8 protein-coding genes and 1 pseudogene are annotated in these 12,995 nt (G+C 61.8%); 6 read left to right on the top strand and 3 right to left on the bottom strand.

What is annotated here, in order from left to right:
• Positions 1-60: 60 nt before the first annotated feature.
• Positions 61-486, top strand: coding sequence for a hypothetical protein (locus OHQ90_RS14405; protein WP_328410828.1), 426 nt, complete (start codon positions 61-63; stop codon positions 484-486).
• A 392-nt stretch (positions 487-878) separates the two neighbouring features.
• Here the strand turns inward: OHQ90_RS14405 and OHQ90_RS14400 are convergent, their stop codons facing one another.
• Complete coding sequence (locus tag OHQ90_RS14400; RefSeq protein ID WP_328410826.1) at positions 879-3,410, bottom strand: LuxR C-terminal-related transcriptional regulator; 2,532 nt, start codon at positions 3,408-3,410, stop codon at positions 879-881.
• Positions 3,411-3,535: 125 nt separating this feature from the next.
• Between OHQ90_RS14400 and OHQ90_RS14395 the strand changes: the two genes are divergently transcribed.
• Positions 3,536-4,309 (top strand): phosphotransferase family protein, encoded by a 774-nt coding sequence (locus OHQ90_RS14395; protein WP_328410825.1) that lies wholly within the window; start codon positions 3,536-3,538, stop codon positions 4,307-4,309.
• A 982-nt stretch (positions 4,310-5,291) separates the two neighbouring features.
• On the opposite strand, the gene OHQ90_RS14390 is transcribed toward OHQ90_RS14395, so the two are convergent.
• Complete coding sequence (locus tag OHQ90_RS14390) at positions 5,292-5,861, bottom strand: restriction endonuclease (protein WP_328410824.1); 570 nt, start codon at positions 5,859-5,861, stop codon at positions 5,292-5,294.
• Between the two features lie 160 nt (positions 5,862-6,021).
• Between OHQ90_RS14390 and OHQ90_RS14385 the strand changes: the two genes are divergently transcribed.
• Both OHQ90_RS14385 and OHQ90_RS14380 read left to right on the top strand, forming a co-directional pair.
• On the top strand, positions 6,022-6,948 hold the full coding sequence (locus tag OHQ90_RS14385) for a hypothetical protein (RefSeq protein ID WP_328410822.1): 927 nt from the start codon (positions 6,022-6,024) through the stop codon (positions 6,946-6,948).
• Positions 6,949-7,258: 310 nt separating this feature from the next.
• Positions 7,259-7,711 (top strand): hypothetical protein, encoded by a 453-nt coding sequence (locus tag OHQ90_RS14380; protein WP_328410821.1) that lies wholly within the window; start codon positions 7,259-7,261, stop codon positions 7,709-7,711.
• 148 nt (positions 7,712-7,859) lie between these two features.
• On the opposite strand, the gene OHQ90_RS14375 is transcribed toward OHQ90_RS14380, so the two are convergent.
• On the bottom strand, positions 7,860-11,435 hold the full coding sequence (locus OHQ90_RS14375) for a tetratricopeptide repeat protein (protein WP_328410820.1): 3,576 nt from the start codon (positions 11,433-11,435) through the stop codon (positions 7,860-7,862).
• A 482-nt stretch (positions 11,436-11,917) separates the two neighbouring features.
• Here OHQ90_RS14375 and OHQ90_RS39390 point away from each other — a divergent pair.
• Positions 11,918-12,221, top strand: a pseudogene (locus OHQ90_RS39390) (transposase); the annotation flags it as partial.
• Between the two features lie 196 nt (positions 12,222-12,417).
• Positions 12,418-12,924, top strand: a complete 507-nt coding sequence (locus OHQ90_RS14365; protein ID WP_328410819.1) for an IS110 family transposase — start codon at positions 12,418-12,420, stop codon at positions 12,922-12,924.
• The last annotated feature ends 71 nt before the right edge of the window (positions 12,925-12,995 follow it).

Here is a 12,995-nt window from a genome sequence, read left to right as displayed (position 1 = left end):
TAGCAACTCATTTGTGAACCCGAAGGAGTGATCACGATGGGACACAAATATCGGCGGTCGATGCAGTCGGATTTCGTCCGGTGGTGCAGGATTCGAGCAAAGATCGCTTACGCCGATAACGAATACGAGATGGCGTCCATGATGGACAAGGCCAACCATATCGAAGAGCACTGGGCCCACGGTCCGCACGCGGCGAAATGGTTTCGCCTACAGGGCCGCAAGCCTCGGTATATAGCACATGTCTCCTGCGATGCCTGCGATGCCGGCCGGGGAATCGTCACGGTCGAGACGCACCCGGCGACCGATCTGGCCGAAGCGCTTGCGTGGAGCCTGTTTCGTCTGCAACATGCCGCCGACGACCATGTGCGATTCTCGATCAACCTGACCGGCTTCGAGAATCCGATCTGCAGCGCCGAAGGACCCCTTAGCGATGTGGTCGGCCAGGTGCTGCAATGGCAAAGCGGCGGGGAGACGCGGGTAGCCTGAATGACGGATCGGGTATTCGTTCCGCCCGGTCCGCGCCGGCAGCGCGAAGCGGGGCAACCTGATAGGCATAGCTGGAGCCCGGATCGATTCCCCTGGAGGCCGCTCGGCAGGTCGGGTTCACAAGGACTTGTACGTCAGCCGGGAGTCGTTTCCGTCCCGACGGTAGCGAACGGCCTTCCCCCATTGTCGATTTCAATTTCCTGCCGCACACGATCGATGCTGAACAACCATCGCTGCCCAAAGAAGGCAACGCGGGAAGATTGGCAAGAGTACACCCGGTTTGCCACACAAGAACATCACAACGGGATGTCCTTGTGCGACAACGCGACAGTTGGACTGTCGGCGAGGGCGACCCGCCTGTAACTGACCGCACTTGCGTTGCGAGTCGGTGCTCAAGCAGTCGTTCGGGTGCGGGGTGGTCGCTTCGCTGCCTCTTGCCGAACCTGCGCGATATGTTCTTGGGGAACAACTTTGATGATGTCTTCGCGCGAGGTGATCGTCAGTTTGGTGAAGATCGACGCCATTTGAGAATCGACAGTTCTGCAAGACTTCCCTCGCAGGGCGGCAATGGCGGCATTGGTCCATCCTGCTGCGGCCAGCGTCGCGACCCGTTGTTCCGCCGCGGACAGCTTGTCCCAACCGGAGGGGGCGTTTCGCCTGGCGGGATGGTCGAGCGGCATCGCGTCGATCAACAGAGTGCCCAGCGCCAGCTGCTGGACCTCGTGCAACTCAGGATGCAGAAGGGAGCCCTGCCTATACGCGGCGGTGAACACTTCGCGGCCCAGAACTTGGCGGGCGACCTCGATCGCTTTGTTGTTCTCATGGGCGATGAGCGCCAGATCATCCAGATTGATGCCCAGCCCTACTCTCAGTGCTGCGGCTCCGCCCGCGAGTCGAGCTGTTTCGGTGGCCAACGTTCTCAGCACAACCCGGTCGGCACTCCCGGTCGCGATCAGGTCCGTAATGATATGTGCCAGTGACCATGTCCGAACACTCACCGTCAGGCCCGCGCCCCACTGATCGCATGTGGCGACCTGGCGGGCAAGCGTTTCGCGACCGACTGTCAATGCCTCGAAGGGATCGCCGTGTCTGGTCAACGCGTTCGCCCACGCCAACTCAGCCCAGGCTTTCGCCCATCCGGCCCCAGAAGTGGTGGCGTGATCGAGGTGGCGTCGAGTGATCTGCAGGGCCTGAGATGCTGATCCGAGCAAGCTGGCAGTCCATGCCGAGTACAGCTCGCTTCGCACCTCGCCGCCGGCGTCGCCGAGGGCGCGGTACTTCTCGCGGGCCCGCGATAGCACGGTGGTCGATATCGGATCGCGTTGGCCGAACCCGAGTTGACATCCCCACAAGAATTCGACTGACGCGGGCAGTCCGATATCGTCTTCCGGGCTCAGCTGCCAGTCGTGTCGAACCTTCGGGTCGTCGATGCAGATGGCGGCGCATTCCTCGAGGATCCGCTCGACCTCGTCGCTGCGGCCCTGCATCATCCAGATCCAGCCGATCAACGTCATGGCCGCCAACTGGAGCTCGGTCGGCCGTGGGGGCGGGATGCGGGCGGCCTGCAGCGTGCGTTCGGTCCATCGACGTATATCTCGGGGCGACCCCTTGAAAAAAGGAAGGGCGATCAGGCCCGAAGCGATTTCCAATCCGGCCGCGGGCTCACCCGACGCAATGCTCGTCTCGATCGCGGTGACAATGTTGTCCCATTCGGCACGAGCCCAGTTCTGCTCAGCAGAGTTGAACCAATCATGCTGTGTCGCAACAACTTTATCTCGATAGTAACGCAGATGACGCTGAGCGAGCCGCGCCGGTTCGTCCACCTCGCCGGTGAAGCTTTCCGCCAATCGTTGCTTGGCGAATATTCGAATACTTTCCAACAGGGAGTACCGCACTGTTGTCGGCGTGATGTGCACCGTCACCAACGACTGGTCAGCGAGTCGCTCCAGCAGACTCTCGACCTCCCCGCCTGCCAACGTGACCTGGTGCCCCCGCTCGGATGCCGGTATCGAGTGGTCGGCACAGACCGCTTGGATGGCTTCCAACGCGGCCCCGACATCCAGCGCAGAGTCGGTGTCGTCTTGGAGATTCGTGTCGTATCCTGCGGCGAAGACCGACATACGGTCCAGAAGCAGCCGCTCCTTGTCGAGGCACAGATCGTAGGACCAGGCGATGACGTCTCGGACCCCTTGGTGGCGTGGTTCGGCGCCCACTCGTGGACCGTGTGACCATCCCATTCGTTTGTCGGTCAGCAATTCCTGAAGGATCATCACCAACGGCTTGTGTTGCAGCCGCGCGGCAGCCAGTCGGATGTACAGCGGATGGTTGTGCACATGGCGACAGATCAGACTGCTTGTCGCTACCTCGTCGGCGTCGACGACAGGGTGCCCGGTGAGATCGGCGCGCCGCACGAACAGGGTCACAGCCTGCTTCTGCGTCAACGGGGGAACCACCACCAGATGCTCGTCTACCCAGCCGACCGCTTCGCGACTGGTTGCCAAGACGGTCAACCCGGGTGCCGCATTGAGCAATTCGGCGATCAGCCGACCGGCAGCGGCGAGGACATGCTCGCAATTGTCCATCACCAACACCGTCTGTCGGCTGCGCCCCAACGCGTCCGTGCCGGTCAACGTGTCGACGATCGCGTCCCATGTCGAATGTTGCGAGATGTCGGTATCGATCACCGAGCGCGCTACCTCGTCCTCGACAGCAGCGCCATCCGAGCCTTTGGCCAGCCGGGCCAGTCGCACCCAATACACCGGTGTATTACTGGTTTTGCCGAAGCCACGAACCGCCTCGGTCGCGAGCCGGGTCTTCCCTATCCCGCCCGCGCCCGTCAACGTGATCAGTCGAGCCGAATCCCGCAGCAAGGTGCGGATCTTGTCCAGCTCCGGGTCACGGCCGATGAAGTCATCCGTAAACACCGTCAGTCCCGTACCGCAGCCTCTGCCCGCCAGTGCATGAGCCGAGGCTAGTCGTAACGACAGGCCGCCAGCAAACACTGTTTCCTGCGCTGACATTCACAGAACTGAGCCAACTCGATCGGCCGTTGGGAATCGGCCTCATCCACGGCGACGCATGGGCCGGAAATCTCCTCTGGGACAACAGAAATGATTCGGCGCAGCCGATACTCGCAGACTGGGACTTGGTCAGCATCGGCCAACGAGAAATCGACCTGATACCGACATGGCATGCCGCGGTGCGCTACGGGCGGGACCAGACGTGGGTTCGGAACTTCATCGAGGAGTACGGCTACGACCTTTCGGAGTGGTCCGGATACCGAGTGCTGCTCGATATGCGTGACCTTGTTCAAGTATCCGGCCCGCTCCGCCGGGCGGTGGTGTCAGCAGAACACGCCGATCGGTTGCGGCAACGAGTCGACGATATCCGTGCAGGCAATCGGAATACGTCTTGGAGCCAGTACATTCCGCACGACCAGCAACCCGCTGACGAGAGGCGAGATTCGTTGCACGGCGAGCTAATCCGTGTGCTCGATCTGCGCCCGCAGCCTCGATCAGGTATGATGCTGGGCACGATCGCCGAGGGGGCAGATGCAAATACCGGGCTGGAAATCGGTAGTTCCAGCCAAGGTCAACTTGGCGGACCTACCTCGGCGGGCAGCATGACCGACTTCACAGTCGATGTTGCCAGTCTGGCCGGGTTCAAGCTGGATCTGCAGGACCTCGGGACAAACTTCACCGCCAACACCTCACGTCTGCTGCCCGGCGTGGCGCTACCCGCAGGATCGGCAGGAGTGATAGCAACGCTTGCGCCAGCGTTCGAGAGGTTATCAGAGCGCGATACCCTTGGCGCACCAGACTGATCTGGCCGCTGTCGAAACACTGGCAACGAATCTTGCCGCAGCGGGTAGCAGCTACTGGGCGACCGATGAGACCTCCGCCAGTGCGATTGCGGCGACCACACCCGAAGACACAGCGGCCCCGAACAGGGCGGGCAACCCTCGAGATGTAGCGATCCCTCGAGGGTATCGGGGAAATGCAGTCTGATGACTGTTGCGATGTTCGGCACTGGGCCTGCCACTCCGTGCGTGCGAGCGGCCGATCAGTCGGCCGCCCATGTTGCCAGCTCGGCATGCGGCATGCAGACGACCCTACAACCCTTCGGGCCTACCAGTGTCCATGCCCAAGATCGCAACTAGTCGGAAAGTAGTCGATCTGGGGAGATTTCCCCGGACAACGGAAAAGCCCCCCACCTGCTTGGGCTGGTAGAGGGCTTTTTCGTGCTCCCCTATCTGGACTCGAACCAAAAACCTGCCGATTGTGGGTCGGCAGTGTTTCTGACTTCTCGAGAGTTCTCAAAACTGCCCATGAGCTGCACGCATGCCAGAGACTGGGATCCCAACGAATCCCATTGAATCCGGTCAATTCCCGCTGAAAGCGTGTCGTTTCCGTGTCGTTCGTCGAGTGGCCGAGAACCCAGATATCAACCACAGCTGAGCTGCAATGCTCCGCGACGTCCGTGTGCCAACGAAGGCCGCGCCGACGCGGAATAGTCACATGAACCAATACCCCATCGGTGTGGCGAATCCTTAACACGCCGACAGATTCAGCGTTCGGCAACGACATAGCAAACAGCCGTCAAGGGGCCCCCTCCGCGATCGCCCTTCGCGAGACCATCGGCGCCGGGCGGCGTTCTGCTCCGAAGCACAGCTCATCAGAAACCGCCCTCGGTGGTGCCGTCGACGATCAGCTCGCGGATGAACTCGACGAGAGCGGCGAAGGCATGGAAGACCAGGCGGCCGCCACGGTGTACGGCACGTGGGCTTGGTCAGTCGCTCGCCCGGTTCAGTCCCAAGGAGCCGGCCCGGTCTGCGATTCCCACGCTGCGAGCTCTCTTGCCGGCACAAGCAGGATCCTGGCCTTGGCCGCATACGCCCGTGCTTGCGGGGTAAACGTCTGCGCGGTGGTCACCACGGCGGCCACATCGGCGCCGTGGATGGTGTGCGCGGTTCCGCCGAACCGCTGCACGTCTTGGCTGCCCACGCTGCGGCCGTTGCGGTATCGCTTGGCTTGCAACACGATCCGGCGGCCATCCGGTGCCCGCGCGATTACGTCGGCGCCCAGACCGCCGGATCCGCCGACCACCTGGACATCGGCGCAGCCGTCCCGCCTACACAACGCGGCCAGCGCCTCCTCGAACTCGGAGGGACTCAGCGAGTTCTGCCGTAGCGCCACCAGCACCCGCGCGTCATCGCGAGCGCGCACCCTGCGGCGATGCCGTACCACCAGCACGGCGGCGACGGCTGCCAGCGCGCACATCCCCGCAGAAGCGAGTACCACGGCCTGCTGTTCGGCGATGTCCGCGACCTTGGGTGCTACCACCAGCGCGGCGACGGCGGCTCGACCAGCGCCCACAACTCATCCGGCATCAGCCGCCGCGACAGCATCGACGACAGCCAGACATCATGCTGCACAATCGATTACGACCCACCGCAGACCGATCTTGGCGACACGAGACACGCTCTAAGCTACTAAGGTCGGCCTGCGATCGGCAGCGCCTGGATTTGGAGTCCGCGTGAGGAAGTACGAAACTGAGGTTGGCGTTTCGATCGTTGTTGTCCCACAAGTCATTGGTCGCCAGCGCGACTTGGAGTCGATCGACATTCCAAGAGAGCCCCCTTGCCACCTGTATGTTGTTACAGACACCCCCCGGGTATCAGCTCCGCCGGGAAGCGTCTCGGTAAGAGGAAATGTGATCACCGGGGAGGCGCGTAGGCAAATCGAATACGCTTATGAAACATGCGAGTTCCGCTTCGAACACAAAGGTGGAAGCGCATTGCGATGGGAGTCATCGTATCCCTACGAGGACTATGCAATTGTTGAGTCATCGTCAAACTCCGTAATCCATTCGGCGAGCATTCACGAAGCCGTAGCCCATGCGAGCGAGGATGCAGATGAATGGTGCGAGCACAGCGTCTTATACATCGGGCAAGCATTCGGCCGCGAAGGCGAGCGACAAGCTTTCGATCGACTACGTAGCCATTCGACTCTGCAGCGGATCTATTCAGAGCGACGTCCGGACCGAGAGGTTTGGCTCGCTCTATGCGCGATTACCGACGTAGCAATTATTAGCGTTGCACATCCCAGAGATACTGGTGTGGTGAGAGGAGATGAAGACCGGGCACACATAAGGAGGGTATACGAGCGAATAAACAACCCTCGATTCTACGGCAAGGAGGGTGTCGCGCTTGCCGAGGCGGCACTCATTAAGCATTTCCAACCAAAGTACAACATCATCTTCAAGGATAACTTTCCTGACCCCAAACACGTCGCCCTATCGGAGTGTTTCGACCTCGATCTGAATACCGTCGTGGTGGAGTTTCAGGGAATGTACACACCTTACTCGTATGGCACCGAAACAGTTGAACCCAATTCGAATCATTTCGCTGTATATCCCCTGTTCGAAAAGGAGGGTCGAGCAGAGCTCTTCGACCTAGGCTGATATGAGTTGTGCTGCGTAGCCCTCGGTTGCCATTCGCCGGTCCATTGCGCAGACTCCTGACTCCAAATCCGCAGTGTCGCAGTATCGGCAATAGGCTCCAGCCGTCGGCGTCGCGTGCATTCCTTTCCGCGCAGCGCCCGATAGATCCGAGGGCAGCCGTCCGGTCATCTGAGCCGCGCGCCCTCAACAGACGCCCCCGTTCCCAGCCTCCGCGCGGGTCGTAGCGGGGGCGTCTCGCTTTCCTCGCCTCTCCCCGGCAAGACCGGCCGCCACCGTGCACATCTCGGTGGCTTGTTCGGGGATCAGTCCTGTGCGCAGGCAACCGCGTTCGTCGAGGAAGCGGGCCAGGTGGCCGGCGCGCGACGATGTCCGCGAGGGCGGGTGGCGGCCCGGCCTCGGCGGTGCCGCCGACGATCAGCTCGCGGATGAACTCGGTCAGGGCGGCGAAGACGTGGAACACCAGCAGCCCGCCGAGGCCGGGGGCGAGTGCTTCGCGATCCGGCACGAGTTCAACCACTCAGGGGACGTATCCGGTCAACCCGATGCGTACGTCACGCATTTGAACCATGCCCTTGCCGAGGCGTTCGTGGAGTACGAGCGTGCCACCGAGCGCGAGCCTCCGGTGTCGGCGCGGACGTTCACCGGCCGCCACGATGACTGGTGGGCCAAGCCCGATAACTCACTCGCTGGAACAGCGTCGAGTGACCTTTCTCGCGCTGCTCTACCCAGTCGGGGGCTACTGGCCAAACACCCGCGGCATTAGTACCACGAGCCATCCGTCCGGGTCCGCGAACAGCACCGCACCCGCCTCGCGCAATATGGATTTGCTGGTTCGACCGGTTGGTGACCGCGTCCGGTGAGCCGATCCGGTGGTTGGCGGCGAGCCTGAGCAAGGCGCAGGGTGCGTACAATCATTGCTCGAAAGCCGGAGGGCGCTCGGCTGTCAGATTCTGATTCCTTTGTTGATATCGGACGAATGCAAGAGTCGTCCTTGCTTGCCAGGTAGCGGGGTGTTCCGGCCCAAGTTGTCGTTTACGATCAGCAAGGATTCGCTCATATAGCTGAGCAGCCTCGGGAAAGTGGTGCGCTTCCTTGTAGGCGTGGGCAAGGACGTCCCGGTTTGCGAGTATGTCGGGATGATTAGCACTGAGGGTCTGCTCGCGTGTGATGAGGTTCTGTTCGAAAAGCCCTACGGCGTCGGACAACTGGCGCGCGCCACGGTGGGCGTGTGCAAGGTCGTCGCGGTTCACGAGTGTGTTTGGATGGTCAGGGCCCAGAGTCTGCTCCCGTGCTGCCAGGTTCTGTTGAAGAAGCCCGATGGCATCGATGGGTTGTAGCACCGTTTGGTAAGCGAGGGCGAGGGCGTCGCGGGCTGCAAGCGTAGTGGGGTGATCGGGGCCGAGGACCAGCTCATAATGGGCGAGGTTCTGCTCGAAGAGCGGGAGTGCGCTATCCGGCTGGCCCGCTGCTCGGAGTGCGTAAGCTAGGTTGTCGCGGGTCTCAAGGGTCTTGGTGTGGTCGGGACCGAGGATTCGCTCGCGCGCTCTGAGGTTCTGTTCGAAGAGCGGAATTCCGCTCTCGACGTCCTCTGCCGACATATGCGTGTGAGCGAGGTTGTCGCGGAATGTCAATGTATGAGGATGGTCGGGTCCGAGGATTTGTTCTTGATGTTCGAGGCTCTGTTTGAACAGTACGGTTGCTTTGGCGAGCTTTCCCGCGGCTTTGTAGGCACAGGCGAGGTTGTTGCAGGCCGCGAGTGTGTCTGGGTGATCCGGGCCAAGAATCCGCTCTCGTTCGGAGAGGTTCTGTTCGAGCATTTTGATTGCCTCGCCAGTTTGCCCGGCGTCCCCGTAGGCACTTGCAAGGTTTGCATGAGAGGCGAGTGTTTCGGGGTGATTGGGACCAAGGGATCGTGTGCGGTCGGCGAGAGTGGTCTCTAATAGTTCGATGGCGGTGGATACTTGTCCGGCTTCCTGGTAGGCGAGAGCAAGGTGGTCGCGCGATGTGAGGGTTTGGGGATGGCTCGGGCCGAAAATCCGCTCATGATTGTCGAGGTTCTGCACGAGAAGCGGAACTGCTTCGGTCAACCTTCCTGCTGCTCTGTATGCGTTGGCAACGTTGTGTCGACCTGCATGCGTGTGCGGGCTGTCGGGGCCTAGAACTCGCTCGGTCCTAGCGAGATTTTCCTCCAGCGCCGTGATCGCTTTGGTGAACTGTTTTGTGGCTTGGTAGACATGCGCCAGGTTGTTACAGGCGATGAGAGTGTCCGGATGGTCGGGTCCGAGGCCCCGCTCGTACTCAACAACGCTCCGCTCAGCTAGCGGTAGGGCATCGCTGAACCGGCCAGCGCGGAGATAGGCACCTGCTAGGTTGTCGCGGAACTTGAGTGTGTCGGGGTGCTCGGCACCGAGAGCATGCTCATGTTCGGCGAGGTTCAATTCGAACAATCGGATGGCGTCGGTCAGCCTTCCCGCGGCTTCGAATGCGCTGGCGAGGTTGTTGCGGCCGATGAGCGTGCCCGGGTGTTCAGGTCCCAGTATTCGTTCACGATCGGCGAGGTTTCGCTCATAGATGCCGATTGCACTGCCGAGTTGTCCGGCGGCTAGGTAGGCGTCGGCGAGATTCTGGCGGGGTGCCAGTATGTCGAGGTGGTCGGGGCCGAGCGTTCGCTCATAGTCGGCGAGGTTCTGTTCGAAGTTGGCGATAGCCTCGGCCAAGCGGCCGGCTTCTTGAAACGCCAGGGCGAGGTTGTTGCGGGCCGCCAGTGTGCTGAGGTGATCGAACCCGAGGATTCGCACACTGTCAGTGAAGGTCTGCTCAGTGTGGCTGATGGCACGAGTGATGTCGGCAGCCCTGACTAGTTGTCGACCTGCCCAGCGGCGTAGGTCGAGCACGCAGGCGGATGCTGCGGATCCGTCCCCGGCGATGTCAGTTGAGGCAATGGCCTCGATTTGATCGGCGAGGTGAGCTCCATCGGCGCGCCGATTCCAGGCGTATGTTTCGGTGAAGGCCCTTTGGCTGATCGCATTGATTGCGTTGCCGAGCAGACGAGTGTGATCGCTGTCTGCACGTTCGCGTAGTACGCGCGCTACGAGCCGATGCATTGTCACAGCAGAGCCGTCCTCTGACCAGCTCAGCAATGAACCTTGGACACAGCGGGCGATAGCTTCATCTACTCGACCGTCGTAGTCGGGCAGGACCCAACGCTCCACACCTGCTGGCGACAACATCGCAACCAACCCCAGTAGGTCGCTGACGGCGGAGTCAAGGGCGGAATCATCGGTAGGGGTGTCGGTGGATTCGATTGATAGCAGGATTGCCTTGTCCACCCGTTGTGGGTGCGCGTGACCTCGCAAGCGTGTAAAGGCATGCGGCAACGGTTCAATGAGTAGCTGCAGGTATCGGCTGAAGTCCAGTCTGCGGACGGCAATAGTCGCTGCTGCCTGAGTCAGCGCCAACGGCAGATCTCCAAGTGCGGTGGCAACCGCGTCGGCCTTTGTTTCGTCGGTCAGATTTGTGGCAGAGCATAGATACCGTACGGACTCTGGTCTGTCGAAGACACCGAGATCAAGGGTCGACGCGGAATCGAGAATCGCAAAATCGCGGGCAGTGCTGGTGATAAGCACCTTGGTCCCACTGAGAGGTGGGATGAACTGGCTGACTCTGTCAGCGTCGGAAGCATTATCGAACACGAGTAGACCCGCTTCGCTCCGACCAGTCAGGTAGTCGCGCAATCTCCGCGCCGACTTCTCGGAATCGCCCTCGTGGTCGGGTACACCGACCCGTTCAGCAATTGCGGCGAGGCCTTCGAGCAAGGTGCCGTCGGTTTCGGAGTCGATCCATCCCACCAACCCACATTCCCTAGTGGCCAGATGCTCGCGGGCGATCGCTGCGGCCAGCTGCGTCTTGCCCACGCCGCGCATCCCCGTGACCACCTGGACTAGCGCGTGCTGGCCGAGGGAGTCACGCAGCTGTTGCAATGCCCGCCGGTCGACGAAATCAGTGGGTTGGCTGGGTATTCGGCCGACCGCCAAGGTGTCGGAGGCGGGCTCCGTCGTATGCCGTGTTCGTGGAATCTGGCTGGCGGAGAGATGCAGGTGCTGCCAAGCGTTTCGCAGCTCGTCCAGAGGCCGCGCGTCGTTGGCGTGTTTCGCCCATACACGCACTACTGCCCAAAGCTGCGGCCACTTGGGCAGCTTGCCCTCGTTGACCCAGCCGTTAATCGTGGTCCGAGTGACCTCCAGCAGCGGTCGTTCGATCGGGATTGCCGCGCCCGCACGCCGAGTCGCACGCTCAACTGCCATCCACTCGTCATGCTCGGCCTTGAGCAGTCTGGAAGCTGCGATCGCAGTCTGTTCCAGGGACATCTTCCCTGCGGCACGCAGCTGCCTCAGCGCCTGCTGAAGCCCCGTCAAATCACCGGCCGAGTTCATCGCGCACTTGACGCGTTGCCGCTGATTGCCGCTGCGGCAATGCCGCTGTCCCATATCGGCCTGTCGTGACCTCGAACCTTGCAGAAAACTGCCGCCGTGATGCCGCCACCCCCGCTCTCGTCAACGCTCTCGCTGGAGAGTTTGCCTCTACCAACCCTGATTGTGAGGCAATATGGAGAACTCCCCGTCCCAGCGTATTTCGAGCGTGGCCTCCGAGGCGGCGGGTGCGTCGGATGCTCGACATCGGATGAACGCGCCGCGCGCGCCGATTGGTCGCGATAGATGGCGGACCAGCTTGACCGCTGTCGTGGCGGTGCTGAACCTCGCCGCGGTTGTCCTCACTGCGACGAACCGAGACGATTGCGCTCTCGCGGCCCGCGCGGCTGCATACTGCCTTATGGCTATCGACGATGTCTTGAAGAGGAGGGACTCCTGACGTCAACGGAGAATCGTAGATCGGGCGACCCAATGGGGCGGCATATTGAACCGCCCCGGCGGGTCGGGAGATTTCATCATCTGTTGGAGAGGATGGAGTCGTGTCGTCGAGGAAGCAGTACCCGGCCGAGCTGCGAGCGAGCCGTGCGGATGTTCGTGGAGATCCGGGAGCAGCACGAGTCGGAATGGGCCGCGATGAAGGCGGTTGCCGACTTGCTCGGGGTAGGGACACCGGAAACGGTTCGCAAGTGGGTGCGTCAGGGCCAGATCGACGCCGGAGCCCGCGCGGGTATCACCACCGATGAGTCGGCGGAGCTGAAACGATTGCCGCGGGAGAACGCAGAACTCAAGCGCGCCAACCCGATTTTGAAAGCAGCGTCGGTTTTCTTCGCGTCAATGTCAAGATCATGAGTGCCCGGCGGGGTTCGCTCTTTTCTTCGCTGCCCTGCCTGAACGCTGGTGGCTCGTCACGATGTGCGGCCTCGCCGGGCCCGACCGGCGAGGTGCGTGGCCTGATAGGAGCGCGCCGCAAATGCCCGATTGACGCGTGCCCGTCCTCACCTGGTAGCAATATCGTTGCGCGTCGAGAGGACGAAAACCGTTGAGCCATGTCGTGATCGGTGTGGACGCCCACAAACGCACCCATACCCTGGTCGCCGCGGATTCCGTCGGCCGCCGGTTGGCCGAGAAAACGATCGGAACGACCAGCGAGGATCATTTGAAGGCGGTCGAGTGGGCTGTCCAGTGGCCGGGCGCCCGCTTCGCGTTGGAGGACTGCCGACACGTCACACGCCGACTGGAGCGGGACCTGCTGGCTGCCGGGTTCGAGGTGGTGCGGGTGCCGACCCATCTCATGGCCGCTGCCAGGCGCGGTAGCCGGGAGAAGGGCAAATCCGATCCGATCGATGCCCTGGCGGTGGCTCATGCTGCCCTGCGTGAACCCGACCTGCCAACCGCGCGTCTCGACGGCCCGGCGCGGGAGGTGAATCTCTTGTCGGACTATCGCCATACTTTGGTTGTTCAGCGCACCGAGCTGATCAACCGATTGCGTTGGCACCTGCACGAACTCGACCCGAGCCTGGAACTTTGTAGATCTCGGCGACGGTGACCACCGCGCGGTGTCGACACAGCACCGGGCACCAGGGTTCCGCTAGTGCTGAAGGGTCGTATCGGCGGTGC

This window comes from Nocardia sp. NBC_00403 (genome assembly GCF_036046055.1).
In the GTDB taxonomy this organism is placed as follows: Bacteria; Actinomycetota; Actinomycetes; order Mycobacteriales; family Mycobacteriaceae; genus Nocardia.
This window is presented reverse-complemented; position numbering and strand designations above follow the sequence as displayed.